The 26,273-nt window shown below is 68.9% G+C and carries 25 protein-coding genes and 1 pseudogene; 15 read left to right on the forward strand and 11 right to left on the reverse strand.

Features of this window, described 5'->3' with window-relative positions:
* The first annotated feature begins 3 nt into the window (after positions 1–3).
* The gene (locus AB0F86_RS04000) at positions 4–831 is read left to right on the forward strand and encodes an SDR family NAD(P)-dependent oxidoreductase (RefSeq protein ID WP_181699150.1); all 828 of its coding nucleotides are present in this window, start codon (positions 4–6) and stop codon (positions 829–831) included.
* 54 nt (positions 832–885) lie between these two features.
* Here AB0F86_RS04000 and AB0F86_RS04005 read toward each other — a convergent pair whose 3' ends face one another.
* Positions 886–1,683 (reverse strand): putative protein N(5)-glutamine methyltransferase, encoded by a 798-nt coding sequence (locus AB0F86_RS04005; protein ID WP_356984373.1) that lies wholly within the window; start codon positions 1,681–1,683, stop codon positions 886–888.
* Between the two features lie 409 nt (positions 1,684–2,092).
* The gene (locus AB0F86_RS04010; protein ID WP_225282325.1) at positions 2,093–2,965 is read right to left on the reverse strand and encodes a YdcF family protein; all 873 of its coding nucleotides are present in this window, start codon (positions 2,963–2,965) and stop codon (positions 2,093–2,095) included.
* 164 nt (positions 2,966–3,129) lie between these two features.
* Here AB0F86_RS04010 and AB0F86_RS04015 point away from each other — a divergent pair, with 164 nt between their 5' ends.
* Entirely contained in the window at positions 3,130–3,981 is an 852-nt protein-coding gene (locus tag AB0F86_RS04015) for a bifunctional 5,10-methylenetetrahydrofolate dehydrogenase/5,10-methenyltetrahydrofolate cyclohydrolase (RefSeq protein ID WP_356981868.1), read from the forward strand.
* Positions 3,982–3,994: 13 nt separating this feature from the next.
* Here AB0F86_RS04015 and AB0F86_RS04020 read toward each other — a convergent pair whose 3' ends face one another.
* The 3 genes and pseudogenes from AB0F86_RS04020 to AB0F86_RS04030 all read right to left on the reverse strand — a co-directional run bounded on the left by AB0F86_RS04020 (position 3,995) and on the right by AB0F86_RS04030 (position 6,693).
* Positions 3,995–5,308, reverse strand: a complete 1,314-nt coding sequence (locus tag AB0F86_RS04020) for a hypothetical protein (RefSeq protein WP_225282327.1) — start codon at positions 5,306–5,308, stop codon at positions 3,995–3,997.
* Positions 5,309–5,419: 111 nt separating this feature from the next.
* Positions 5,420–5,794: pseudogene (locus AB0F86_RS04025) on the reverse strand (L,D-transpeptidase); the annotation flags it as partial.
* A 239-nt stretch (positions 5,795–6,033) separates the two neighbouring features.
* Positions 6,034–6,693 (reverse strand): cyclodeaminase/cyclohydrolase family protein, encoded by a 660-nt coding sequence (locus AB0F86_RS04030; protein WP_181699139.1) that lies wholly within the window; start codon positions 6,691–6,693, stop codon positions 6,034–6,036.
* A 139-nt stretch (positions 6,694–6,832) separates the two neighbouring features.
* Here AB0F86_RS04030 and AB0F86_RS04035 point away from each other — a divergent pair, with 139 nt between their 5' ends.
* Positions 6,833–7,870, forward strand: a complete 1,038-nt coding sequence (locus AB0F86_RS04035; RefSeq protein ID WP_067491994.1) for an LLM class F420-dependent oxidoreductase — start codon at positions 6,833–6,835, stop codon at positions 7,868–7,870.
* Positions 7,871–7,943: 73 nt separating this feature from the next.
* Here AB0F86_RS04035 and AB0F86_RS04040 read toward each other — a convergent pair whose 3' ends face one another.
* Positions 7,944–8,279 carry an STAS domain-containing protein gene (locus tag AB0F86_RS04040; protein WP_181699136.1) on the reverse strand — a complete coding sequence of 112 codons (336 nt, stop codon included), beginning with the start codon at positions 8,277–8,279 and terminating at the stop codon, positions 7,944–7,946.
* Between the two features lie 263 nt (positions 8,280–8,542).
* Here AB0F86_RS04040 and AB0F86_RS04045 point away from each other — a divergent pair, with 263 nt between their 5' ends.
* The 3 genes from AB0F86_RS04045 to AB0F86_RS04055 are packed head-to-tail and all read left to right on the forward strand — an operon-like array spanning position 8,543 to position 10,769.
* Positions 8,543–9,022 carry a TrkA C-terminal domain-containing protein gene (locus AB0F86_RS04045; RefSeq protein WP_181699134.1) on the forward strand — a complete coding sequence of 160 codons (480 nt, stop codon included), beginning with the start codon at positions 8,543–8,545 and terminating at the stop codon, positions 9,020–9,022.
* Positions 9,023–9,082: 60 nt separating this feature from the next.
* Positions 9,083–9,565, forward strand: a complete 483-nt coding sequence (locus AB0F86_RS04050) for a TrkA C-terminal domain-containing protein (RefSeq protein ID WP_356981870.1) — start codon at positions 9,083–9,085, stop codon at positions 9,563–9,565.
* A 10-nt stretch (positions 9,566–9,575) separates the two neighbouring features.
* Positions 9,576–10,769, forward strand: a complete 1,194-nt coding sequence (locus tag AB0F86_RS04055) for a cation:proton antiporter (protein WP_157104744.1) — start codon at positions 9,576–9,578, stop codon at positions 10,767–10,769.
* Positions 10,770–10,776: 7 nt separating this feature from the next.
* On the opposite strand, the gene AB0F86_RS04060 is transcribed toward AB0F86_RS04055, so the two are convergent.
* Together AB0F86_RS04060 and AB0F86_RS04065 are read right to left on the reverse strand one after the other, a co-directional pair.
* Positions 10,777–11,430, reverse strand: coding sequence for a response regulator transcription factor (locus AB0F86_RS04060; RefSeq protein ID WP_356981872.1), 654 nt, complete (start codon positions 11,428–11,430; stop codon positions 10,777–10,779).
* A complete protein-coding gene (locus tag AB0F86_RS04065; protein ID WP_356981873.1) occupies positions 11,427–12,443 on the reverse strand; it encodes a histidine kinase in 1,017 nt (338 codons plus the stop codon). Before AB0F86_RS04065 ends, AB0F86_RS04060 begins: the two co-directional genes overlap by 4 nt.
* 179 nt (positions 12,444–12,622) lie before the next feature.
* Between AB0F86_RS04065 and AB0F86_RS04070 the strand changes: the two genes are divergently transcribed.
* Genes AB0F86_RS04070 through AB0F86_RS04080 form a run of 3 tightly spaced genes read left to right on the forward strand, consistent with a single transcriptional unit; the run spans position 12,623 to position 14,682 of the window.
* Entirely contained in the window at positions 12,623–12,898 is a 276-nt protein-coding gene (locus AB0F86_RS04070) for a hypothetical protein (protein ID WP_225282331.1), read from the forward strand.
* 29 nt (positions 12,899–12,927) lie between these two features.
* Entirely contained in the window at positions 12,928–13,386 is a 459-nt protein-coding gene (locus AB0F86_RS04075) for a CBS domain-containing protein (RefSeq protein ID WP_067981335.1), read from the forward strand.
* 12 nt (positions 13,387–13,398) lie between these two features.
* Positions 13,399–14,682 (forward strand): ArsB/NhaD family transporter, encoded by a 1,284-nt coding sequence (locus AB0F86_RS04080; RefSeq protein WP_181699127.1) that lies wholly within the window; start codon positions 13,399–13,401, stop codon positions 14,680–14,682.
* Here AB0F86_RS04080 and hutG read toward each other — a convergent pair.
* Both hutG and hutI read right to left on the reverse strand, forming a co-directional pair.
* Positions 14,673–15,584 carry a formimidoylglutamase gene (gene hutG, locus AB0F86_RS04085; RefSeq protein ID WP_356981874.1) on the reverse strand — a complete coding sequence of 304 codons (912 nt, stop codon included), beginning with the start codon at positions 15,582–15,584 and terminating at the stop codon, positions 14,673–14,675. The two genes, AB0F86_RS04080 and hutG, sit on opposite strands and share 10 nt — an antisense overlap.
* Positions 15,585–15,594: 10 nt before the next feature.
* On the reverse strand, positions 15,595–16,767 hold the full coding sequence (gene hutI / locus AB0F86_RS04090; protein WP_356981875.1) for an imidazolonepropionase: 1,173 nt from the start codon (positions 16,765–16,767) through the stop codon (positions 15,595–15,597).
* 222 nt (positions 16,768–16,989) lie between these two features.
* On the opposite strand from hutI, the gene AB0F86_RS04095 reads away from it, so the two are divergent.
* Together AB0F86_RS04095 and hutH are read left to right on the forward strand one after the other, a co-directional pair.
* The gene (locus AB0F86_RS04095; RefSeq protein WP_225282336.1) at positions 16,990–18,387 is read left to right on the forward strand and encodes an amino acid permease; all 1,398 of its coding nucleotides are present in this window, start codon (positions 16,990–16,992) and stop codon (positions 18,385–18,387) included.
* Positions 18,388–18,428: 41 nt separating this feature from the next.
* Entirely contained in the window at positions 18,429–19,997 is a 1,569-nt protein-coding gene (hutH, locus tag AB0F86_RS04100; RefSeq protein WP_356981876.1) for a histidine ammonia-lyase, read from the forward strand.
* Positions 19,998–20,240: 243 nt separating this feature from the next.
* Here hutH and hutU read toward each other — a convergent pair whose 3' ends face one another.
* Positions 20,241–21,917: a urocanate hydratase gene (gene hutU / locus AB0F86_RS04105; protein ID WP_356981878.1), complete on the reverse strand. Its 1,677-nt coding sequence runs from the start codon at positions 21,915–21,917 to the stop codon at positions 20,241–20,243.
* Positions 21,918–22,042: 125 nt separating this feature from the next.
* Between hutU and hutC the strand changes: the two genes are divergently transcribed.
* From hutC to AB0F86_RS04125, 4 genes are all read left to right on the forward strand, one after another.
* Entirely contained in the window at positions 22,043–22,813 is a 771-nt protein-coding gene (hutC, locus tag AB0F86_RS04110) for a histidine utilization repressor (protein ID WP_356983717.1), read from the forward strand.
* 192 nt (positions 22,814–23,005) lie between these two features.
* Positions 23,006–23,275 carry a hypothetical protein gene (locus AB0F86_RS04115; protein ID WP_181699118.1) on the forward strand — a complete coding sequence of 90 codons (270 nt, stop codon included), beginning with the start codon at positions 23,006–23,008 and terminating at the stop codon, positions 23,273–23,275.
* 625 nt (positions 23,276–23,900) lie between these two features.
* A complete protein-coding gene (locus AB0F86_RS04120) occupies positions 23,901–24,995 on the forward strand; it encodes a polyprenyl synthetase family protein (protein WP_357171626.1) in 1,095 nt (364 codons plus the stop codon).
* Positions 24,992–26,260 (forward strand): hypothetical protein, encoded by a 1,269-nt coding sequence (locus AB0F86_RS04125; RefSeq protein ID WP_356981882.1) that lies wholly within the window; start codon positions 24,992–24,994, stop codon positions 26,258–26,260. Before AB0F86_RS04120 ends, AB0F86_RS04125 begins: the two co-directional genes overlap by 4 nt.
* The last annotated feature ends 13 nt before the right edge of the window (positions 26,261–26,273 follow it).

Consider the following 26,273-nt stretch of genomic DNA (forward strand, 5'->3'; position numbering starts at 1 on the left):
CACATGAAGATGGAATCGGTCGCGGGCAAGCGGGTGCTGGTCACCGGCGCCGCCATGGGTCTTGGCAAGCTGTTCGCCGAGCACGCGGTGCGTGAGGGTGCCGACGCGGTGGTGCTGTGGGACATCAACGAGATCGCCTTGCGTGAGACGGCCGCACAGCTGTCCGCGCAGGGCGGCAAGGTGCATCAGTACGTGGTCGACGTGTCGTCGCAGGACTCCATCCGCGAGAACGGCGAGGCCGTCCGCAAGGAGATCGGCGGCATCGACATCCTGGTCAACAACGCCGGGATCGTGCGCGGCAACACCTACTTCTGGGAAACCGAGAACCGCGCCGACATCGACAAGACCATGGCGATCAACTCGCTGGCCCCGATGTACGTCACCCTCGAGTTCCTGCCCGGCATGGTGGCCGGTGCCGGTCAGGCGCGCATCCTCAACATCGCGTCCTCGGCCGGTCTGGTCGCCAACCCGCGCATGGCGGTGTACGCGGCGTCGAAGTGGGCGGCGCTCGGCTGGTCGGATTCGGTGCGGCTCGAGCTCGAGCAGGCCGGACACGACCACGTGAAGGTGACAACGGTCTGTCCCACCTACATCAACACCGGCATGTTCGACGGCGCCAAGGGCATCCTGTTCACCCCCATGCTCGAGCAGAACGACGTCGTCGACACCTCGTGGCGGGAGATGAAGAACGGTGGCGCCTTGGTGGTGCTGCCGTGGACCTCGCGGATGAACCGCGCGCTCACCGGTCTGCTGCCGATCAAGATCCGCGATCTGTACCTCAACGCGGTCGGCGTGTACCACTCGATGGATCACTTCACCGGACGTAAGTAGCCAGCGCGATGCCCCCGCCGACCCGATGGTCGGCGGGGGCATCGTTGTGTCTGCTCAGTCCCGGCGGGTGCCGATCACCACCGTGGCGTAGTACTCCTCGGAATGCTCGACCCGGGGCACCAATCCGTGCTCGCGAAGCACGGCCAGCGCCGAATCCACCTGTCCCGTCCCGGTTTCCACGTATACCGAGCCGCCGGGTGCCAGCCAGTGCGCCGCCCCCGCGGCGACCCTGCGGAAGATCGCGAGACCGTCGTCGCCACCGTCCAGTGCGACGAGTGGCTCGTGCTCACGCGCTTCCGGTGGCAGATCGGCGATGCGGGCGCTCGGCACGTACGGTGTATTCGCGAGGAGTACGTCGACGCGCCCGCGCAGCTCGGTGGGGAGCGCGTCGAAGAGGTCACCCTCGTACACGGGTGCGTCCAGCGGGGCCAGATTCTCCCGCGCACACGCCACCGCCACCGGATCGATATCCGCGGCGATCAACTCGACCGAACATCCACGCCCGGTCAGTTCCGTGGCAGCCGTGAGCCCGAGTGCCCCACAACCGCAACACAGATCGACGACACGAACCGACTCCGCCGCCACATCCCGCAACGCCTGCTCGACCAGGAACGCAGTCCGCTGACGCGGCACGAACACCCCCGCCCGCACCCCGACCCGCATCCCACGAAACTCCACCCACCCCAACAGATATTCGAGCGGCACCCCCGAAACCCGCTGCGCCACAAGCCCGTCGAGCCGCGCTGAATCAGCACCCGCCGCCTCGATCAGCAACGCGCCCTCCTCTTCGGCGAACACACACCCCGCCCGCCGCAAAGCAGCAACCACATCAACAGACCCGGTAATACCCATCCGCCGATTGTGCCCGCCCCAACAACCAGCTGCGAATCCCCCAATCCGCCATGTCAGCATTCCCGGTCACACGGCACTGCTCGAGTCCGCCACCTACCGCACTCCCAGGACACGGCGCCACTCGAGTCCGCCACCTACCGCACACCCAGCTACACGGCACTACTCGAGTCCGCCATGACCGCATTCCCAGCCCCGCACGACCCGACCTCGAGGAGGGTCCGCCGCGAAGCGGCGTAGCGGCCCGGCCGCGAGTTAGCCGCCGGTGCGCATGCGCGAAGCGCGAGCACCGGTGGCTAACTCGCGGCCCTCCAGGGGCCGCGCTCGAGCGCGCCAGCGCTCCAAAAATACAGCCCAATACCTTTGTGGTGCACAAAACACCAAGGTGGTTTCGTACGCCTCAATCAGCCTGTCAGCGCGAACTGTCGAGCTCGAACGTCCGCGTCGCGTCGAGATAGATCCCGCGCTGAGCACCACGGTCAGGCGGCGGCAGCTGCGAGACCAACTGCTCCAACGACGTCATAGCCCCCACCACATTCGTCCCCGCGACAATGAAGTCCGCAACGGCACGCCGGATATGGTTGGGCGAGGTCACCACCACCGCACTGTTCGCGCCGAGATCGCGCAGCAGCTTCGTGCTGAACAGTGCGTTCTGCACCGTCGATCCGGCCCGGTCCTCGACATGGATCCGATCGGCGGGCAACCCACGCCCGATCAACCACCGCCGCATCGCCTCGGCCTCGGAGATCCCGTTCTGCGGGTTGCCGCCGGTGACGACGACCGGCGAGAACGGCGCCGCGACGGCCTGCAACCAGGCGGCCGTGAGCCGGTTCTCCAGTTCCGGGCGCAGCGCACCGTCGGGCAGCAGACCGTACCCGAGCACGACGATGCCGGTCTGGGGGCCGATGAGAGAGGGGAGCGGATTGGGCAGCGTCGACACCGCGGCGGTCACCGCGTGCAGTACCCGCTGCGTGCCCGCCGCCATCGCGGGATCGAGACTGCCCAATCGCTGCATCGCCTCGTTCACCGCCGCCGCGTCGCCGGCGTGATGCGACCAGATGGCGTGCAGGGCAAGAGCTTCGGCATCACCGGGGTCGGCGCTGATGAGGGCGCGCAGGTCGGCGCGCCCGGCATCGAGGTCACCGTCGGTGAAATGCCGCTGAGCCGAGTTGTAGAGGGCTGTCACGTCCGCTTCGGCTGCGGCGGGGCCGACCGTGGCACTCGTGACCGCCGCGACCGCGGCGACCGCTGCGGCGAGCTGTTTCCATTGCCTCGAGATCTTCACGACAGTCGCGACCTTCCGGGTGGCGTACATGCGGGCAGAGCTGATGGCAGAGCTGCCGGACACCCTACGACCCGTGACGGTCCGGTCCGGGTAACCCGCCGTCGGCAGGCGCGTCGCGGCCCGGCGCTTCGGGGTGCACCCGGTGGCCGATAGGCTGACCAACCGTGGATACCGCTTCGCTGACCGGCAAGGAACTCGCCGCCGCCATCAACGCCGACTCGAAACAGCGCGCCGCCGCGCTCACCGACGCAGGCACCGCGCCCACGTTGGCGCTGGTCGTCGCCAACGACGACCCGGCCAGTGCCTGGTACGTGAACTCCCTGCGCAAGGCCGCCGAACGGCTCGGCATCGCCTGCGAGAAGATCGATCTGGGCGCCGACGCGACCGCCGAGCAGATCCGTGCGGAACTCGATGCCCGCAGCGCCGACCCGGCCACCGACGCGATCATGCTGCAGACTCCGCTGCCCGCCGGCGTCAGCCTCGACGACGTGAGCTCCGCGATCGCCGCGAGCAAGGACGTCGACGGTGTGAGCCCGCTGTCACTCGGCCTGCTCGCCTCCGGCCTCGACGGATTCGTCCCCGCCACCTCCGAGGCGGTCGTGGAGCTGCTGAAGCATCACTCGATCGCGTTGCAGGGCAAGCTCGTCACCGTGGTCGGCCGCTCCAATATCGTCGGCAAGCCGCTCGCACAGCTGCTGCTCGCCGAGAACGCCACCGTCACGGTCGCGCACTCGCGCACCACCGACCTGGCCGCCGTCACCACCGCCGCCGACATCGTGGTCGCGGCCGCGGGCCGGATCGGCCTGGTCACCGGCAAGCACATCCGTGAGGGCGCCGTGGTGATCGACGTGGGCACCAACGAGGCCGCCGACGGTGGCATCGTCGGCGACGTCGACGCCGCCTCGGTCGACGGCAAGGCCGCCGCCCTGAGCCCCGTGCCCGGTGGCGTCGGCCCGGTGACCACCGCGCTGCTCATGCGGCACGTGGTGGTCGCGGCCGAGAAGGCAAGGGCCTGAGCACTTTCCGGAGCTAGCGGACCGGCCCGATCGAGGTGATCAGCGTTTTGGCGCCCACCTTGGTCGTGCCGACCAGCTGCGGGTTGTAGACGATCGGCACCTCGTCGGGCCGGTACTCGGTGATCGTCACGAAGTACTGTCCGGCGAACGCGCCCGGCGTGATGTCGAGGCAGTGCGTGGTGCCGACCGGAATGGTGTCGATGCCCGACTGGATCTGCGCGCCCGTGGGCAGTGCGGCGTCACCGGCCACCAGCGTGCGCGCCTGATCGCCGGACCGCGCGACATAGTAGGCGTGCTGGAAGGCCATGATGGCCGATACCCCGCTGTCGGTTCCGCCGGGACCGTTGCCGCGCACGAGGCTGCCGACCTGTTCGGACGGGCAGTGCCCGACGGCGGGTGCGGGCGCGGCGACGGTGGACAGCGTGGTGCTCGCCGACGTGGAAGCCGGTGCGGGACCACCGAATTGGAAGTACCCGACGCCGATGAGAACCGCCCCGGCCACCGAGGCGGCGAGCGGAGCCACCCACCGGGGTGTGCGCCTGCGCTTGGACCGGTCGATCATCCGCGCGAAGACCTCGTCGTCACCGTTGTAGTCCGGTGCCGGACGCGGCTCCCACTCCGCCGTGTACCGATCCGCCCAGCCGTCTCCCGTGCGCGCCGGGGCAGCGGGCGCTTCGGTCGGTGCTGTCGCCGCTTCCTGCCGGACCGGCGTGGGCGCCGCCGGTTCGGTCCAGGCCGATTCCGGCGCGGGCCGAGCCGATCCGGACCATGTCGATTCCTGTGGAGTCGATCCCGGTCGAGCCGATCGATGTCGCCCGGGTTCGAGGGCCGATTCGGGTCGCTCCGATTCCGGCCGGGTTGCTTCCGGCCGAGCGGTTTCCGGTCGAGCCGAGTCGAACCACGACGACGCGGGCCACGTCGATGCCGATCGGGCCGAAGTGGACGACTCCCATTCGCCCTGCGCGTCAGCCGGTTCCGGCGCGGGGGAGCCGGCGCCGACGATGGGCAGCTTGTCGGTATCGGGCCCGTTGTTCGGCAAGATGAACGGCGTATCTACCTGTCCCGCACCGGGATCCATCGGCCCACCCACGATCGGGAGCCTATCGGTGGCAAAGGCGTCGCGCACGGGCACCGGAGCCGACAGCGAGACGACCGGGATACCCGCGGGCGTGGTCGGCCCACCCTCTATCCGGTGCCGGGCACCGGTTCCCGAGGTGCCTGCCTCGCGGCTGCGGCGCCGTGGCAGGGCACCTCGGAGCGGAACACCAGCCGATCCCGGGTCCTGCTGTCGAGCCCCGATCGGTCTGCGCGCTTCCGGTCGATCCATCGCCCCACCTTCATCAGGCATCCGCCGTCAGGGAATGTCCCGCAACGATTTCATTACGGGCACGATACTGCCCTGACGCCGTGTTCGCCGAATGCGCGGGCGACGAGCGCGTCACCAGTGGATATAGACCTGGTCGCCGATGCCGACGTTCTCGTAGTACCAGGCGGCGTTCTCGGGCGAGAGATTGATGCAGCCGTGGCTCACGTTGGCGTTACCCTGCGAGTCCACCGACCACGGTGCCGAGTGCACCATCACGCCACCCCAGGTCAGGCGCACGGCGTACTCACCGTCGATGATGTAGCCCTCCGGGTCGTCGAGCGGGATACCGATGGTGCGCGAATCGAACACCACCGCCCGATCCTTCTCCAGCACACTGAAGGTGCCGGTGGGCGTCTCGAAACCGGGTTTGCCCATGGACGCGGGCATCACGCGTGTCTCGCCGTTCGCGGTCACCGTGAAGGTGTGGTTGGACAGGTCCGCTTCGGCATAGGTTCCGCCACCGTACTGGGTGCGCTGGTCCCCGATCAGGTCCGCGGACGCGGCTCCCGACCAGGACGCGGCCAGTAGTGCCGCCATGATCGCGACGAACAGAAAACGAAGTGCGTTTCTCATAAACGCCACCCCTTCGGTCACTCGTAGGCGTCTCCCGAGTCTAGGCGTCCATGATCAACTGGACCTCTCGAAGTGGTAACGGCCTACGGGTCGATCGGAGTGTCGACTTGTGCTCAGCCGCGCACGACGTGCAGGACCTGGGCATGCAGGGCGTCGGCGCGTGCGGCGATGGTCTCCACCCGCACCAGTGCCGCTGCGAAATCGTCACCCAGCGCGGCGGGCAGCGAGGCCACATTGATCTCGATATTGAGCTGCGAACTCTGCGCGGCGGCGCGGGCGGCGTCGGCGGCGGCCCCGATGTCGGTGACCACGTTCGGGTTGCCGATCGGCAGCAGTTCCCCTGCGAGGGAAAGGATCTCGTCGGCCTCGTCGACCACGGCGGCGGGCACCCGGGCGGCCTCGACGAGGGCGGCATTGATCGCGGCGGTGCGCTCGGCGACCTGATCGTCGGTGTCCTTGGGCAGCTTGTAGGCGGCGCCGACGGCGGTGAACGCGGCCGCGTCGGCATCGGCCAGCGCCAGCGAGCGGGCGCGGGCGGCGTCGGCGGCCTCGATGATCCGGTCGATCACCGGCCGGTTCTCGGCGTCCTTGGCCCGGGTGGTGTAGCGCGCGACCATCGCGACCAGCGCCGCGGCCTGGGCCACGTGCAGGGCGGCCACCGCGCCACCGCCGGGGGCGGGCACCTTGGCGGCCAGCTCCGACAGATAGTGCTCCAGGGTCACGTCACCGAAGGAGGGTGCGGTCTGCTGGGGTGACACGGTGGGCTGCGACACGACGGAGTGGCCTTTCGACGAGGATTGCTTCACCCTCAACGCTACCGCGTGCCCACCCGCGCACCCCGCCCGACCAGCGGGTGTGGGCGCGGACCGACCGGTCGGGGTGCGTCCGTGGGTCCGGGTCTATGTTGGGTGCATGCGGATCGGATTGAGCATCAACTACTCGGGCGGTTTCAAGGAGGTGGCGGCCGAGGTCGCCGACCTGGAGCGGGCCGGTCTCGACGTCGTCTTCGTGCCGGAGGCGTACTCGTTCGACGCGGTGAGCGCGCTCGGCTTCCTGGCCGCGCGCACCGAGCGGGTGCAGCTGGCCTCGGGCATCCTGCAGCTCTACACCCGGACCCCCAGCCTCACCGCGATGACGGCGGCGGGCCTGGACTTCGTCTCCGACGGCCGGTTCATCCTCGGCATCGGCGCGTCCGGTCCGCAGGTGATCGAGGGCTTCCACGGCGTGCCCTACGACGCCCCGATCGGGCGCACCCGCGAACTGATCGAGATCTGCCGCAAGGTGTGGCGCCGCGAGAAGCTCAACTACCAGGGCAAGTACTACCAGATCCCGCTGCCCGCCGACCGGGGCACCGGCCTGGGCAAAGAGCTCAAGCTCATCAATCATCCGGTGCGCGAGAACATTCCGGTGCTGTTGGCCGCGCTCGGCCCCAAGAACGTGGAGCTGGCCGCCGAACTCGCCGAGGGTTGGCAGCCGATCTTCTTCCTGCCGGAGAAGGCGAACGATGTCTGGGGTGACGCGCTGGCCGCGGGCAAGGCCAAGCGCGATCCGTCGCTGGGCGACCTCGAGGTGTACGCGGGCCCCGCGCTGGCGATCGGCGAGAACGTCACGCCGCTGCTGGAGTTCGTCAAGCCGCACCTGGCGCTCTACATCGGCGGCATGGGCGCCAAGGGCAAGAACTTCTACCACACCCTGGCCACCAAGTACGGCTACGGCGAGGCCGCCGATCGCATCCAGGAGCTGTACCTGGCCGGCGACAAGCAGGCCGCCGCGGCCGCGGTGCCCGACGACCTGGTGCGCGATGTGTCGCTGATCGGGCCAGAGGGCTTCGTCAAGGACCGCATCGCCGCGTTCGCCGAGGCCGGTGTCACCACGCTCAACGTCACCCCGATCGCCGAGAACGCGGCGGGCCGGATCAAGCTGATCGAGCAGCTGCGCGGCCTCTGCTGACCCACCACAACGCGACGCGCCGCAGCACGGACAACTCCGGGATGCGGCGCGTCGGCGTCGGTGGACTACGCGGTCACGACCGCAGCGATGCCAGGGCGTCGGCGAGGGTGGTGTGCATGGCGAACACCTGGTCGAGGCTGGTCATCTTCAGCTGACGGCTGGTAGCCGGCCCGTCGGCGACCACGGCGATGGCGGTGTCCTCGCCCGCGCGTTGATGCGCCGCTACCAGCGTGGCCATGCCCGCCGAGGCGAGGAACCCGACCGCGGTCAGGTCGATCACCAGGGTCGCGGGCTTGTCGGCGAGGATGGCCTCGATGGCGGCGTCGAGGGCGGGTGCGGTCGCCAGGTCGACCTCACCGGTCACCGTCAGGACCGTGACGCCGTCGTGTACCGCCGTCGTGGTGGTCATCGTGTCCGTGAGTGGATAAGCGTCTCCGGGTGTGTTGGTCACCGATCAACAACACACAACTTCGCCCGAATACGCAAGCCGTTGCCCCGATCGTGGTCGCCGCACCGGTGCGCCGCCGGGTGCCCGCGCCCCGGTCGTGACCGCCATCGATCCGGCGGAAACGGCGGCGTGCGGTGCGTCACGATCGACGGCGGACGGGCATCGTCGCGGCCCCCGTGCGGGGGTGGCCGCACCGACGGGCGCGGTCGTCGTACTGTGTGGGCGTGAACATCGATGTGACGCCGTTACCGGGAATCGGCGTGTGCAAGGACTTTCCGCTGGCGGAGGCCCGCCGCCGGATCGGCGTGATCGAACACCGTGACGGCACTGTCGATCTGGTCGTGTCCCGTGCCGGTGACGCCGAGACCAAGACCTCGATTCCGTTGTCCAGCACCGAGATCAGTGTCCTGGCGGGGTTGCTCGGTGCGCCGCAGGTGGTGCAGAAGAAGGCCGACTCTCTCGGTGTCGACGATCTGTCGACCAGGCAGTTCGCCATCGATCGCGGCAGCCCGTTCGACGGGCGTCCGCTGCGCGACACCGCCATGCGCACCCGCACCAAGGCCTCGGTGGTCGCGGTGGTCCGCGCGGGGGAGGTGACCCCTTCGCCGGGAACCGATTTCATCTTCGTCGCCGGTGACCTGGTGGTGGTCGTGGGCACCGGCAAGGGCCTCGAGGCTGCCGGAAAATTGCTCGACGCGGGCTGACGGGCCGTGTCGATAGTAAAGAGAAGGTAAGGTATCGCCTAGCTGAGGTTAGGTGATCCCATGAATGTTGAAGTCACATCCCTGCCCGGAATCGGTGTCAGGAAAGAGTTCTCGCTGACCAAGGTGGCTCGGCGCATCGGCGTCGTCGACCACCGCGACGGTGGCACCGATCTGATCTTCACCAAGATCGACGACCCCGACACCACCGTGCAGGTCCCGCTCTCCAACGGCGAAGCGCGCACGCTCGCCAGCCTGCTCGGTGCCCCGCGGCTCGTCGCGCAACTGCAGGAGGAACACCGCGATCTCGACGGTGTGAGCACCCGGTCGCTGCCGGTGCTGCCCGATTCGCCCTACGCGGGCCGCCGCCTCGGCGAGACGGAGATGCGGACCCGGACACTGGCCTCCATCGTCGCGGTGCTGCGCGCCGGTCAGGTCCACCCCTCGCCCGGACCGGAGTTCGGTTTCCTCGGGGGCGACATGGTCGTCATCGTCGGTACGACCGCCGGGCTCGACGCTGCCGCTTCGATCCTCTCCGACGGCTGAGCCCGTGCAGATCAGTGGAACAACGCTGGCGCTGATCCAGCTGGGGGCTGTGTTCTTCGGATTGGGTGTGCTCGGGCGCATCGCGGGCCGCATCGGCCTCTCACCCATTCCGCTCTATCTGCTCGGGGGTCTGCTCTTCGGCACCGGTGGGCTGATCGAGCTGCACGAGGTGGAGGAGTTCATCCACATCGCCAGCGAGATCGGTGTGGTGCTGCTGCTGTTGCTGCTCGGTTTGGAGTACACCGCAGGTGAATTGGTCACCGGCATGCGCAAGTCGTGGATCGCCGGTCTGCTCGACCTGGTCCTCAATGCCACGCCGGGCGTGATCGTCGCGCTGTGGCTGGGACTCGGACCGACCGGTGCCATCGCGATGGCGGGCGTCACCTACATCTCCTCCTCGGGGATCGTCGCCAAGGTGCTCAACGACCTGGGCAGGCTCGGTAACCGCGAGACACCGGTGGTGCTGTCGATCCTGGTGTTCGAGGACCTGGCGATGGCGATCTACCTGCCGGTGCTCACCGCCGTGCTGGCGGGTGTCGGGTTCATGGCCGGGCTCACCACCGTCGGAATCGCGCTGGTCGCGGTGACGCTGGTGCTCATCGTGGCGCTGAAGTACGGCCGGTACGTGTCGGCGATCGTGGCCAGCGAGGACCGCGAGATCTTCCTGCTCAAACTGCTCGGTTCGGCGCTGCTGGTGGCCGGTGTCGCCTCGGCGGTGCAGGTGTCGGCGGCGGTCGGCGCGTTCCTGCTCGGTATCGCGATCTCGGGGGCGACCGCGCACGAGGCGACCAAGATTCTCGAACCCCTGCGCGACCTGTTCGCCGCCATGTTCTTCGTGCTGTTCGGCTTGAGCACCGATCCGGCGACCATTCCGCCGGTCCTCGGTTGGGCGGTCCTGCTGGTCGTGGTCACCACGGTGACGAAGCTGTACACCGGCTGGTGGGCGGCCAAGCGGGCCGGCGCCTCCCAACTGGGCCGGGCTCGCGCGGGTGCTGCCCTGGTCGCGCGCGGCGAGTTCTCGATCGTCATCGCCGGCCTCGCCGTCGCCGCGGGCGCGGTACCCGACAGCTTCGCCGCCCTGGCCACCACATACGTGCTGCTGATGGCCGTGATGGGGCCGATCGCGGCACGCGTGGTCGAACCGGTGGTCCGGGCGACGGTCGGGCGCAAGTCGAAGGTGCGCATCGACCCGAACGCGGAATGATCGGGGCTCACGGCTCGATCAGACCTGAGCGGATCGCGTAGCGGGTCAGGTCGAGCCGGTCACGCAGGCCGAGTTTCTGCAGGATATTGGCGCGATGGCGGTCGACGGTCTTCACACTGATGACCAGCTCGGCCGCCACCTCCCGCGCCGAATATCCTTCGGCGATCAGCTTGAGCACCTCCTCTTCGCGGGCGGTCAGAATGGTCTCGGGCAGCCGTCCACCCTGGCGGGCCAGGTGCAGATAGTCGCGGACCAGGGCGGTGACCGCACCCGGGTACAGGAACGACTCGCCACGCATCGTCGCCCGGCAGGCCTCGATGAGGTCGCGGTCGGCGACCGATTTGAGCACGTACCCGGAGGCGCCCGCCTTGAGCGACTCGAAGAAGTACTGCTCGTTGTCGTACATCGACAGCATCAACATGCGGACGCCCGGATGCGCGCGGGTGATCTCGCGCGCCGCCTGGATGCCGGTCATCCTCGGCATCGCGATATCGAGGATCACCAGGTCTACGGTTTCGCCGGACAGGGCGGTCACCGCGTCGTAGCCGTTGGCCGCCTCGGCGACCACGGTGAGGTCGGGTTCGTTGTCGAGGATCAGCCGTAGCCCGCTGCGCACCAAGGCGTGGTCGTCGGCCAGCAGGATCCGGGTGGGGGTGCTCATACCGGTTCTCCGACGTGTGCGGCGCGGTGAACCGGGACAACAAGCTCCACGGCGGTGCCGGTGTCTTCGGATGTGGTGATGGTGAGCGTCGCGTCGACGAGCATGGCGCGTTCGCGCATCCCCCGGATGCCGGCGCCCTCGGTGATCACCCCGCCGCACCCGTTGTCGCGCACGCGAAGCACCACGGAGTCGGCGTGGCCGGCCAGCCGCAGGCTCACCTGGTCGGCACCCGAGTGGCGCAGTACGTTGGTCAGGCTCTCCTGGGCGATGCGGTAGCAGACGAGTTCGACCGCCGGGTCGAGCCTGCTGATCGACGGGTCGACCTCGCGGTGCACGGAAATGCCCGCGCTGCGGGTGAATTCGTGGCACAGCGCGGTGACGGCACTGTGCAGCCCGAGGTCGTCGAGCACGTCGGGCCGCAATCGTGACGCGATACCGCGCACCTCGTCGAGACATCCGCGCACCGTTTCCTGCGCATCGGTCACCTCGTCCCGCAATCCCGCAGGCGCGCGGTCCACGACCCGTTTCAGCCGTAACAACGCCACGGTCAGGCTCTGGCCGATCTCGTCGTGCAGTTCGCGAGCGATCCGCTGACGCTCACCTTCCTGTGCCGCGAGCGCCGTGGCTCCGGCCGCCGATCGCTCGGCCTCGAGCCGGTCGAGCATCGCGTTGAAGGTCTCGATCAGCCGGTGGAAGTCCCCACTGGCGCGCCGGTCGAAACGCACCGCGCGTCGTGGCGGGTCGACGCGGCGCATGGCCGTGACCAGTTCGTCGAGGGGCGCCAGGCTGGTACGCAACGCCAGCGCGTTGGCGGTGAGGATCACCGCGAGACCGATCACCAGCACCGGCACCTCGGTCAAGCGCAGCCGGGCCGACACGGTGGCGGGAGAGAGCGCGAGGATCAGCGTGCCGAGCGTGAATACCACACCGTTGAGCAGGCAGATCCGCCAGAACAGCGCCGTCACCGGCGTGCGCTGCTCCCGTCCTGCTCGCACCCTCGCGAGACGCTTCATAGCTCCCAGCATGCTGACGCACCCGGCCGCTGTCCATCGGGTGCGACACCCATCCGCGCGTGCGCACGACCGCCGGACGGATGCCGGAAATGGGTGCCGGCGCCGATGGTCGCCGCCCCGCGCGCGCACCAGACTCGAATCCGCACGCATTCGACCGTGTCAGGGGAAGGACCGCCCGGATGGATACCGACAGGACGACGATCCCCGGAACCGGGGTGCTGCACCATTTCCGCACCGGTCGCGGCATCGACTTCGCACTGCTCACCGAGTCGGCAGGCGGGCGCAGGCTGCTCGTGTACGCCCCCGGCAGTGACGAGCCGAGCGTCGACCTCGCGCTCGAACCCGAGGAAGCCGACCACGTGGCCGAGCTGATGCACACCAGCCCCCTCGCCGATCGGCTGCGCCGGCTCGAGCAGCGGGTCGAGCGGCTCGCCGGACAGCGGGCCGAGTCGTGAGCACCGTCGAATCACCCCGGAGCCGAGCCATGCGCGCACGCGATATCGCGATGAACCTGCCGACCGTCCGCACCACCGACCCGGTGGCCCGCGCGGTGCGGGTGATGGTCGTCAACCGTTTGCCCGGTCTGGTCGTGGTCGACGCCGAGGACCGGCCGGTGGCCGTATTGCCCGGCACCCAGGTGCTGCGCCTGGCCATCCCGGCGTCGTATCAGGACGACACCACCCTGGTCCGCACCATCGACGAGGTGCACGCCGACCTGTTCTGGCAGGAACCCGGCAGCCTCACCGTCGGCGACTGCCTGGCCGACGGCGCACCGCGACCGGCCACCGTGACCCCCGATGCCACCTTGCTCGAGATCGCGATCCTGATGGCGCGCAAGCACAGTCCGCTCATCGCGGTCGTCGACCGGGCCCGCACCCTGTGCGGGGCGATCACCCTCGAACGGCTGCTGACCAGCCTCGCCCTCGCCGGCCCCGGCGACTGATCGGCGCCGACGATGGCCGCCGTCCTCGCCGTGACCATCTTCGTGGTGGCGTTCTTCTTCATCGCCACGGAGCGTGTCGACAAGGTGAAGACCGTGCTGATCGCCGCAGGCCTGATGGCGGTCCTCGGGCTGATCCCCGGCGAGCAGGTGTTCTTCTCACCGCACGCGGGCATCGACTGGAATGTCATCTTCCTGCTGCTCGGCATGATGATCATCGTCGGCGTCGTCAAGCAGACGGGTCTGTTCGATTACCTGGCGATCTGGTCGGCGAAACGTTCTCGCGGCAATCCCTACCGGTTGATGGTGATGCTGATGCTGATCACCGCCGTGGCCTCACCTTTCCTCGACAACGTCACCATCATCATGCTGATCGCCCCGGTGACGCTGGTGGTGTGCCGCAGGCTCGGCCTCGGCGCGCAGCCCTTCCTGATCGCGGAGGTGCTCGCCGCGAACATCGGTGGCGCGGCGACGCTGATCGGCGACCCACCCAACATCATCATCGCCAGCCGGGCGGGCCTGAGCTTCAACGACTTCCTGGTGCACATGGCCCCGATCGTGGTGCTGGTCTTCGCGCTGTTCGTGCTGTTCACGCGGGTGTTGTTCCGTTCGGCGCTGCGTACCGACCCGGACTCGGTCGAGGCCGTGCTCGCCCTGCGGGAGCGGCGCGCGATCCGCGACCCGAAACTGCTCGTGCGGTCGCTGATCGTGCTGGCCGCGGTGGTGGCCGGGTTCTGCCTGCACAGTGTGGTGCACGTGGCCCCGTCGGTGATCGCACTGGTGGGTGCGGGGGTGATGGTGCTGGTGTCCGGGCTCGACATCGGGGATGTCCTGCACGAAGTGGAATGGCCGACGCTGGTGTTCTTCATGGGCCTGTTCGTGATGGTCGCAGGCCTGGTGCACACCGGGGTGATCGCCGCGGTCGGCGCTGCGGCGAGCACCTGGGTGGGTGACGACTATTTCCTCGCCGCCACCGCGCTCGTCTTCGGCTCCGCGCTGCTCGGCGCGTTCGTGGACAACATCCCCTACACGGCGACCATGGCACCGGTCGTGGAGGGCATCGTGGCGGACGCCCCCGACCCCGAAACCGCGCGGTCGCTGTGGTGGGCGTTCGCGCTCGGCGCCGACTTCGGCGGCAACGGCACGGCGGTCGCGGCGAGCGCGAATGTCGTCGCGCTCGGTATCGCCGCCCGGGCAGGCCAGCGAATCAGCTTCTGGCAGTTCACGAAATACGGTGCGGTCGTGACTGTGTTCAGCTGCGTCGTCGCCTGGGTCTATGTCGGTGTGCGCTACTTCTGAGGGACGCGCCGGGTGACGAGGCGGTGCAGGAGCCGGGCGGCGGTGCGGGCGGTGCGGTTGTCGATATCGAGAGCCGGGTTGAGTTCGGCGACATCGGCGACCACGAGTTTGCCGCTCGCGGCGGCCTGATCGCAGACGGCCTGCACGATGGGCAGCGCGACACCGAACGCGGCGGGCGCGCTGACACCGGGCGCTACCGCGGCAGGCAGGACGTCGAGGTCGATGGTGAGGTACAGCAGGTCGATGCCGGCGAGGAAGTCCGCGACGAAGGCTCGCGCACGCTCGGCGGTGCAGTCGTCGTCGAGCAGATAACGCACGCCGAACCGTTCGGCCGTGTCGAACAGGATCGTCGTGTTGGCCGGCTGGCTGATCCCGAGCACCGCGTACCGCACGTCGTCGCCGGATTCGAGGATCTGCCGGAACGGGGTTCCCGAGCTCGGTACCGGATCGGGGCGCAGATCGAAATGTGCGTCGAGGTTCAGGATTCCGATGGTGACGTCCCTGGCGCGCTCGGCGCCTGCGAGGCCGAGGTAGGTGCCGAAGGCGACCTCGTGCCCGCCCCCGAGGACGATCGGGAAGGCACCCGCGTCCAGCAGCGCGGTGACGGTGTCGCCGAGCCGGCGCTGGCCGTCCTCTAGCCGCTGATCGGTGACCGCGATCGTGCCCGCGTCGAACGCGCGCAGTGGGCCGGGCAGTGCCATCGGCGACAGCGCGCGGCGCAGGGCGTCGGGTCCGTCGGCGGCGCCCGGCCGTCCCTTGTTGCGGCGCACGCCTTCGTCGCTGGCGAAGCCGACGAACACGCACGCGCCGGGGTCGGCGCCGGGTTCATAGGGTGCGACGGCCTGATGCCAGCGCAGATGCTCGGGTGACGTGCCGTCGACGCGGCCGGTCCAGGAAGTCATGGGGGACACCTCAGTTCGATGCGAGCACGCCGCCGCGCCACACCTGGCGCACGAGCGGAACGCCGGGACGGTAGGCCAGATGCAGATGTGACGACGCGTCCAACGCGACGGCGTCGGCCCGCCTGCCGGGGGAGAGTGCGCCGATATCGTCGCGCCGCAACGCTTTCGCCCCACCCGCGGTCGCCGCCCAGACCGCCTCGTCCGGCGTCATGTGCAGCTCACGCACGGCCAAGGCGATACAGAACGGCAGGCTGGTGGTGTAGCTCGTACCCGGGTTGCAGTCGGCGCCGAGGGCCACGGTCACCCCGGCGTCGAGCAGCGCCCGCGCATCGGGATAGCTGTTGCGCGTGCAGAAGTCGGCGCTGGGCAGCAGCGTCGCCACGGTGTCGCTGTTCGCGAGCGCGTCGATATCGGCACCACTGACATGAGCGACGTGATCGACCGACGCGGCCCCGAGTTCGACGGCGAGCTGCACACCCGGCCCCTGGTGCAGCTGATTGCCGTGCACCCGCGGCACCAACCCGTGCGCGATGCCCGCGCTGAGCACGGCATGCGACTGGTCCCGGTCGAAGGCGCCCTGCTCGCAGAACACATCGATCCACCGGGCCTCGGGCGCGCAGCGCGGGATCATCTCCGCGCACACCATGGCCACGTAATCGTCCGGGCGCCCGGCGTATTCGGGTGGCGGAACATGCGCGGCCAGCAGGGTCACCTCGTCGGTGTGGCGACCCGCGATACGCACGCTGCGCCATTCGTCGTCCACAGTCTGCCCGTAGCCGCTCTTGATCTCGACCGTCGTGCTGCCCGCCCGCAGCGACTCGGCGAGCAGACGCCGCACAGTCGCATCGAGTTGCTCGTCGGTCGCCGCGCGCGTCGCCGCGATCGTCGTGCGGATGCCGCCCGCGCCGTAGGGGCGGCCGGACATGCGTGCGGCGAACTCCTCGGCGCGGTCACCGGCGAAGACCAGGTGCGAATGCGATTCGACGAAACCGGGCAGCACCGCACGACCGTCGAGGTCGACCGCCTGATCGGCGGCGGGGGCGTCGGCGCTGTCACCCACCCACACCACCTGCGCGTCGTCGAAGACGACGGCCGCGTCGCGGCGCAATCCGAGCGGGCCGTCCCCGAGGGCCGGGTCGTTGGTGACGAGGGTGCCGATATCGCGCAGCACGGTGGTTGGCACGGGTTGTCCTCCTGGCGGCGGGCTGTGCGGTGGATCACGTCTGCTATGTATATGCCTGTATATACAGGATAGTCAAGCGCTACGGTGCCAGGCGATAACTGGCCATTGACATGGCTGTATAGACAGGCATATACATGTAGGGGTCGTTGTGACCGGCCCCACAGGCGAAGAGACCGGGCATCACCGGCGACCCTGCGCCCTTTCCGATCCCGGGAGAATGGTTTGAACAAGCCCGCCGCCGCGCTCACCCGCGGCCTCACCGCCCGCCACATCCGTTTCATCGCGCTCGGCTCGGCCATCGGCACCGGCCTGTTCTACGGGTCCGCCGAGGCGATCCACCGGGCCGGTCCCTCGGTGCTGCTGGCGTATCTGATCGGCGGCGCCGCCGTGTTCCTCGTGCTGCGCGCGCTGGGCGAGATGGCGGTGAGCAACCCGGTCGCGGGCTCGTTCGGTGAATACGCCAGCCAGCACCTCGGACCGCTCGCAGGCTTTTTCACCGGCTGGACCTACACCTTCGAAATGCTCATCGTGTGCCTGGCCGACGTCACCGCGTTCGGTGTGTACATGGGGTTCTGGTACCCGGACGTGCCACGCTGGATCTGGGTGCTCTCGGTCATCTTCTTCATCGGCGCGATCAACCTGCTCAGCGTGAAGGTCTTCGGTGAGGTGGAGTTCTGGTTCAGCCTGGTCAAGATCGTTGCCATCGTGGCGATGATCGCCGGCGGTATCGCCGTGCTGATCTTCGGCTTCGGCCTCCACGACACCAGCGCGGGCGTGCAGAACCTGTGGACCGACGGCGGCTTCTTCGCCACCGGAATCGGCGGCTTCATCGCCTGTTTCGCCATCGTGATGTTCGCCTTCGGCGGTACCGAGATCATCGGCATCACCGCGGGCGAGGCCGAGAACCCGCAGCGCACCATCCCGCGCGCGATCAACACCGTGCCCGTGCGCATCATCGTGTTCTACGTGCTCACCCTCGCGGTCATCATGGCGATCGACTCCTGGCGCACGATCGGCGACGAGGGCAGCCCGTTCGTACAGATCTTCCAGAGCCTCGGCCTCGGACCTGCCGCGGCGGTGCTCAACGTCGTCGTCATCACGGCCGCGCTGTCGGCGGTCAACAGCGACATCTTCGGTGCGGGGCGGATGATGTACGGCATGGCCCAGCGCGGCCAGGCGCCCGCGGCGATGAAGCGGGTCTCGCGCAACGGGGTGCCGTGGATGACGGTGGTCATCATGACCGTCACCCTGCTGGTGGGCGTGCTGCTGAACTACCTGATCCCCGACAAGGTGTTCCTGGTGATCGCCTCGATCGCCACCTTCGCCACCATCTTCGTCTGGCTGATGATCCTGCTCGCGCACCTGCGCTCGCGGCGCGGGATGAGCCCCGAACAGGTCGCCGCACTGAAGTTCCCGGTGCCGCTGTGGCCCTACGGCCAGCTGATCACCATCGCGTTCCTGGTGTTCGTGATCGGGGTGATCGCCTTCGACGCCGACAGCCGGGTGGCCCTCGTGGTCGGCGTGGTGTGGCTCGCGCTGCTCGGTATCGCCTACCGCCTGTGGGTGCGGCCGGCGACCGCCGAACCCGAACCGGTGGCCGTACCGGCCGACGTCGCCTGAAGTTGCTTGTCCTGCACGCTTATTCGGAATGGAGAAATATCGTGGGTATCGACTCGAACCGGTCGGTCACGCTGGAACCGGTCGTCGTCGGCACCGGTCCGGTCTCACCCGCCGACGTGGTGCGGGTGGCACGGGAGGGCGCCGCGGTGCGGCTGGCCGAGGACGCGCTGGCCGCCATGGGGGAAAGCCGCGAGCGCATCGAGGCGCTGGCCGCCGACCCGCGACCGGTGTACGGGGTGTCGACCGGGTTCGGCGCGCTCGCCGTGCGCCACATCCCGCAGGAGTCGCGTAAGCAATTGCAGCGCAGCCTTATCCGCTCGCATGCCGCCGGATCGGGGGCCGAAGTGGAGCGGGAGGTCGTGCGCGCCCTCATGCTGCTCCGTCTCTCGACGCTGGCCACCGGCCGCACCGGGGTGCGACCGGTGGTCGCCGAGACCTACGCCGCGCTGCTGTCGGCGGGAATCACACCGGTGGTCCACGAATACGGCAGCCTCGGCTGCTCCGGTGATCTCGCACCGCTGGCCCATGTGGCCCTCGCCGTCATCGGGGAGGGCACGGTCCGCGACGCGAGCGGCACCGCGATGCCCGCCGCCCAGGCGCTCGCCGCCGCCGGGATCGCACCGGTGGAGCTGGCGGAGAAGGAGGGGCTCGCCCTCATCAACGGCACCGACGGCATGCTCGGGATGCTGCTGCTCGCCTGTCACGATCTGCGCGCGCTGCTGCGGCTGGCCGATGTCACCGCCGCCATGAGTGTCGAAGGCCTGCTCGGTACCGACAAGGTGTTCGCCGCCGACCTGCAGGCGCTGCGCCCGCAGCCGGGCCAGGCGGTCGCCGCCGCGAATATGACCCGGCTGCTAACCGATTCGGCGATCGTCGCCAGTCATGCCACCCCCGACTGCACCGTGGTGCAGGACGCCTACTCGCTGCGCTGCGCACCGCAGGTGGCCGGTGGCGCCCGCGACACCCTCGCCCACGCCGAGCGGGTCGCGGGGTACGAACTGGCCAGCGCCGTCGACAATCCGGTGGTCACCCTGGACGGCCGCGTCGAGTCCAACGGCAACTTCCACGGAGCCCCGGTGGCGTACGTGCTCGACTTCCTCGCCATCGTCGTCGCCGACGTGGCCAGTATCAGCGAGCGGCGCACCGACCGTTTCCTCGACAAGGCGCGCAACCACGGGCTGCCGCCGTTCCTCGCCGACGACCCCGGTGTCGACAGCGGCCACATGATCGCCCAGTACACCCAGGCCGCGCTCGTCTCCGAGCTCAAGCGCCTCGCCGCGCCCGCATCGGTCGACTCGATCCCGTCCTCGGCCATGCAGGAGGACCACGTGTCCATGGGCTGGTCGGCCGCCCGCAAACTGCGCCGTGCCATCGACGGCCTCACCCGCGTGCTGGCCATCGAGGCGCTCACCGCGGCCCGCGCCCTCGACCTGCGTGCGCCGCTCACACCGTCGCCCGCCACCGCAGCTGTGCGCGATGCCCTGCGGACCCGCGTCCCCGGTCCCGGCCCCGACCGTCACCTCGCGCCCGAAATCGAGGCGGCGGTGAATCTGGCCGCGTCCGGCGCGCTGCTGGCGGCCGCGGAATCCATTGTCGGCCCGCTGGATTGACCCGGCTGCACTGACCGCGCCGCTGTAACCGACTCGGCCCCAGGTGGTTCCCGCCACCTGGGGCCGTTTCGTCGTGGCTCCCCTGACTCCGCGTGGTGAAAGCCGCCGACCGTGGCCGTCGCACTTGCGGGAGGTGTAGGGGCCGCGACTCACCCAGGTGATCCCGCGGGCATCCGTCGCGAAAATACCCGGGACACGATTCGGCGCCGGGTGCTTTCACACCCGGCGCCGAAGGAAGCGATATCAGCTCTCCTGCATCGGGATTCGCACACCGCGTTCCCGGGCGACCTCGGCCGCGTGCTCGTAGCCCGCGTCCACGTGACGGATCACGCCCATGCCGGGATCATTGGTGAGTACCCGCTCCAGCTTCTGCGCGGCCAGGGGCGTGCCGTCGGCGATACACACCTGGCCCGCGTGGATGGACCGGCCCATGCCGACACCGCCGCCGTGGTGGATCGACACCCACGAGGCGCCCGATGCCGTATTGAGCAAGGCGTTGAGCAGGGGCCAGTCGGCTACGGCGTCCGAGCCGTCGGCCATGGATTCGGTCTCGCGGTAGGGCGAGGCGACCGACCCGGAATCGAGGTGGTCGCGTCCGATCGCCAGCGGCGCCGACAGCTCGCCCGAGGCCACCATCTCGTTGAAACGCAGTCCGGCGCGGTGCCGTTCGCCGTACCCGAGCCAGCAGATGCGGGCGGGCAGGCCCTCGAACTTCACCTTCTCACCCGCCATGGTGATCCAGCGCTTCAGATGCTCGTTCTCGGGGAACAGCTCGAGAATCGCGCGGTCGGTGGCGGCGATATCGGCCGGGTCACCCGAGAGGGCCGCCCAGCGGAACGGGCCGAGGCCCTCCTCGAACAGCGGCCGGATATAGGCGGGCACGAAACCGGGGAACGCGAAGGCCCGGTCGTAGCCGCCCTTGCGGGCCTCGTCACGGATCGAGTTGCCGTAGTCGAACACCTCGGCACCCTTGTCCATGAACCCGACCATGGCCTCGACATGCTTGGCCATCGATGCCTGCGCCTCGGTGGTGAACCACCCGGGATCCTTCTCGGCCATGGTGTGCCAGTCCTCGAGCGCGACCCCGATCGGCAGGTAGGACAGCGGGTCGTGCGCGGAGGTCTGGTCGGTCACCACATCGATCGGCGCGTCCATGGCGAGCAGCGCCGGGAACACCTCGGCGGCATTGCCGACCAGACCGATCGACAGCGGCCTGCGCTCGTCGCGCGCGGCGACGGCCAGATCCAGTGCCTGCTGGAGCGAGTCGGCCTTGGTGTCGAGGTAGCCGTGCGCGATGCGGCGATCGATGCGGGCCGGGTCGACATCGACACACAGGGCCACGCCGTCGTTCATCGTCACCGCGAGTGGCTGGGCCCCGCCCATTCCGCCGACGCCCGCGGTGAGCGTGATCGTGCCGGCCAGCGACCCGCCGAAACGTTTACGCGCCACGGCACCGAAAGTTTCATATGTGCCCTGCAGAATGCCCTGGCTGCCGATATAGATCCACGAACCGGCGGTCATCTGCCCGTACATCATCAGGCCCGCCTGTTCGAGTTCGCGGAACTTCTCCCAGTTGGCCCAGTCGCCGACCAGATTCGAATTGGCCAGCAACACCCGCGGCGACCATTCATTGGTGCGGAATACGCCGACCGGTTTCCCCGATTGCACGAGCAGTGTTTCGTCGGACTCGAGGGTTTCCAGGGTCCGCACGATGGCGTCGTAGGCCGCCCAGCTGCGGGCCGCGCGCCCGGTACCGCCGTAGACGACCAGATCGTCGGGGCGTTCGGCGACCTCGGGGTCGAGATTGTTCATCAGCATCCGCAGGGCGCCCTCCTGCTGCCACCCCTTGGTGCGCAGCTGGGGACCGCGCGGGGCACGGACGGGGCGCGGACCTGCGGCGGGCGCGGTGTCGTCGGTCATGTGTTCACTCCTCGAAAGACGGGTGTGTCCGGGGTCACTGACAACCAGATTAGTGGTATAGTCCTGTCTATACAAGTAGCTGTCGGAATCGGCCGCGACGTATTCTCTTGGCCTGACGGAGGGAAATACCGGTGGTGGCGATCGAAGTGGTCGATGCGGAGCTGGCCGCGCTCTACGGCGAGCTCGGTACCGAGTTCGCGGCATACGAGCGGGTCAAGCAGCTCATCATGGCGCAGATCAAGGGCGGCCGATGGAGCCCGGGGGAGCAGATCCCCTCGGAGAACCAGCTGGTCGCCGCGCTCGGGCTGTCGAGGATGACGATCAACCGCGCTCTGCGCGACCTCACCGCCGACGGCGCCCTCACCCGGGTGATGGGCGTCGGCACGTTCGTCGCCGCGGGCAAGGCCACCTCACCGCTGTTCGAGGTCAGGAACATCGCCGACGAGATCGCGCAGCGCGGGCACCGGCACCGCACCGAGGTCGTCTTCGTGCGCGCCGAGCGGATCGACGAGGGTCATCCGATCCTCGGAAACGACCTGAGCGGCACGGTGTTCCACTCGCTGCTGGTGCACCGCGAGGACGACGTGCCGATCCAGCTCGAGGATCGTTACGTCAATCCGGCCCAGGCGCCCGACTATCTCACCCAGGACTTCACCACCGTCACCCCCAACACCTATCTGAGCGAGGTCGCCCCGCTGCTGCGAGGCGAACACATCGTCGAAGCCGTGCGGGCGAGCAAGGACGAGTGCGCACTGCTCGGCATCGCCGGTGACGAACCGTGTCTGCTGATCCGGCGGCGCACCTGGTCCTCCGGCGGTTTGGTGAGTGCGGCCCGGCTGATTCATCCCGGGTCACGCAATCGTCTCGAAGGCACTTTCGGTACCGAGCCGGGCTGAGCGCGACTCGCGCGTCTCGGTGACGGCGTTCATCGGCGTCGCTGAATTAACATGACCCATGAGCAAATATTTCGCAAACCGAGTTATCACCATTTCGTGACAATCGGTCGAATGGCGTTCACCGGGCTGTAGCTTTGTTTATGGATCGCTGAGTTCGACGTTCGCTGAGTTCCATCCATGGAGAGGGCGGAAATGGCTACGATCACGCGACGCTCCGGGGCGACGATGGCGCCCTCGACTCTGGTAACTCTCGGTTTGATCCTCTTGATCCCGGTACTGCTCACCGCGGGCCCGATCGCCGCCTCGGCGATGATCGCGCGCCACGCGGGCGTCGGCTGGTCCGGGGGACTCGTCCTTTCGGCGATCGCGGTGGTGGTCGTCGGATCGATCCTCGCCGCCGTGTGGTCGTTCCGGCTGGCTTGGCAGCGCGGTCACCGTCCCTTCGGTTCGCGCCCCCGGTAACCAACCGGCGCGCCGCGCCACGGGGTCCGCGCCTGTGGCGTGTCATCGCAACGGAAGTCCCCTGAACCGGTGTTTCGCTGCCGCACAGCCCATTTCGGGGCTGTGCGGCTGTGGTTTTCGATTCGCGCGACCGCGTCGCCGATTGTAGAGTCGCGACGTAACACTTCTCGGCCGTCGAAGTCGCCGGCCTCCGGACGTCTTCCGCCGACCTCCCAGCGCAGCTGCGCAAGCCCACAGTGTCGTGGCAACCCTTCGTGAAACCCGCACCAGCGATCGTTGGTCGCGCGCTGACCGCTCACTACACGGCAGGTCGCGCCGCCGATAAGCGCTTGTGCCACAGCGTGTTTCACGTCACTCCGGTGCTTACATCCAGACATTCGCCGTAACCCTGCTCGTCGTTACTTCTGCTCAAAAACGTTGTGTGTCAACGGTATTCGTGCACGTCAGAGCGAAACCTGCACTAATGCTTGACAATTGGGACAGACGTCTACAAAACTACCCGTCGGTAGCCAGTGATCGGGACAACACGGCCCCGACGCCCGCCGGTGGCGACGCCCCTCCGACTCCTCCGAGGCGATTCCTCGAAAACCCCTGTCCACCAGGTGCAATGAGCCCTGCCGCCATCGTGACCACACCAAAGGAGTTCAGCGCTATGGACAACTCCGCGCTAGCCTCAGCCCATCGCCCCGAGGTTCCCCAGGCGGTGCACGTGGAGCACCCCGGTGACCAGGTGAGGGTCCTGCCGCGACCGGCAGGCCCGGTCGAGCAACTCCCGCTCGTCGCCACGCGCCTGCCCGAAATCCTGCTCACCGGTGAGGATTTCGACGACATCTACCGCCATGTGCTCGCAGCGCCCGGCAAGCGGGTGCGGGCCAGGCTCGTCCTGGCCTGCGCCACTCTGCTCCCGGATGCGCCGGGTGACGCGGTGTCGCCGGCCGACGCGGTCGACCTGGCCTGCGCCATGGAGATGCTGCACGAATCCTCGCTGATCCACGACGACATCTGCGACGGCTCCCTGCTGCGCCGCGACGCGCCGTCGGTCCCCGCCGCCTTCGGTGTCCGCCCAGCCGCCCGCGCCGGTTTCCACATGGCGGGCGCCGCGATGAAGGTCGTGGCCCGTGTGCTCGCCGACAACCCGGCGATGGCCGAGCGCATCACCGACGCGCCCGGCATCACCTTCGCCGACCGGCTCTCGGAGCTGTCGTTCGGCCAGCTCATCGAAACCATGCCACCTGCCATCGACGTGCCCGCGCTGCGCAGGCACTACGAACTGGTCGCCATCGCCAAGACCGGCACCTTGTTCCGGCTGTCGTGCGCCTACGGCGGCACCGCGGGTGGCGTCGACCTGGACCGGCTGCACGCGCTGATGGTGTACGCCGACCAGCTCGCCCTGGCCTTCCAGATCATGGACGACGTCCGCGATATCGAGGGTGGCCCCGGCCTCGGCAAGGACGCCGGCGGTGATCTCGAACGTCGCGTCCCGACCTGGCCGGTCATCGAGTGGCTCGACCTGCGCGAGGGAGCCCGCGACCTGTGGCTCGACCCAGCCACACCGAGCGAGACCCTGCGCACCGACCTGGTCGACAGCGGCGCGACCAAGGCCGCCCGCGTGGTCGCGGTGACCGCCACCGAAACCGCCACCGACGCGCTCGACGTGTTCGGCCCCTCTCCGGCGCGGGACGACCTGCGCGAACTTCTGCGGCAGGTGATCTCCCGATGAGCGATGTCCGACTCCTCCAGCTGGTCCGCGGCCTGCGTGTCCTGCGCCGCGCCCCCGACCTGGCCGCCATGCGCGCCGCGCGCACGCCCGAGGAACTGGCCCGCCTGGCCCTTGTTCCGGCCGGGCGCAACCTCGGTATCGCGGTGAGTTTCCTGCCGGCCCACCAGCGGGCCGAAGCCGCCGCGGCCCTGCTCGCGTGCCGGGTGCTCGACGCCTACGAAGACCTCGCCGACCGCGACCACGCGGGTTCGGCCGTACTGGCTGCGGCCGAATACCTGAACGGCACAAGCGATTCCGCACCGCCCGCGCTGCCGCCGACCACCGGCGTCGTGCGCGACAGCGAGGCGCTGGACCTGTTGCTCGCCGAGCGCATCGCCGACATCCGCGCGCTGGTCACCGGATTGTCGCCACAGGCGCGCGAACGAGTGGCGAGCGTGCTCACCGACATGGCCGCGGTGATGGCCCGCAACCTCGACAAGCCGCTGCCGCGCGTCACCTACAGCGAGGGCGTGCTCGGCCGCGTCACCCACTACGCGTGCACCCTGGTCGCCGACGGCGTACTGCCCGAGGACGACCTGCGCGAGCTCACCGGCTGTATCGCGGTGATCGCCCAGTCGGCCAACGACCTGCGCGACGGTGAACTCGAGCTCTACGGCGCCGCCGACCGCGAGGAACTCACCCGCATGGTGATGCTGCGTCAGCTCGCCCCGACCCTCGGCGGCTTCGCGCTGCTAGCCCGGCTCGGCCCCGGCACGCCGGGATTCGGTGCCCGCGCGGCCATGGCCTATATGACCATCACCACTTCGGCGTTCCTGTGCGGGGCGGTCGGCGCGCCCAAGCCGTACCGGCGTCCGCTCTCGGCGTCCGTGCTGGCTGCGGGTTCGTCGAAGTACTGGACCCGGATGCTCGAGCGGGTGCGCGCTGGTGCCGACGGTGCCATCCACACCATGCTCGACGCCGCCCCGGACTTCGCGGCCGAGCGCCACGTCCCCAAGACCGACGTGCTGCGCGCCGGTGGTGAGAACTCGGCCGCGACCTCGCTGGTCCCGCTGATCGTCGACACCACCTTCGCCCTCGTGCGGGCCCTGCCCGAGGAACCGATGACCGGCGAACCGGCCGGCTCGACGGTGCGCACCATGATGATCGCCGACCACCTGGCCTTCGGGGCCATGGAGCGGGTGCCGGGCAACCGGCCCGACGCCCTGCGCGACCTCGCCGAGCGCCTGCAACAGGCAGCGCTCGCCACCGACGCAATTCGTTCATGAGCATCGTCACTAC

This window comes from Nocardia sp. NPDC023733 (genome assembly GCF_040639775.1).
GTDB classification, from domain to species: domain Bacteria; phylum Actinomycetota; class Actinomycetes; order Mycobacteriales; family Mycobacteriaceae; genus Nocardia; species Nocardia rosealba.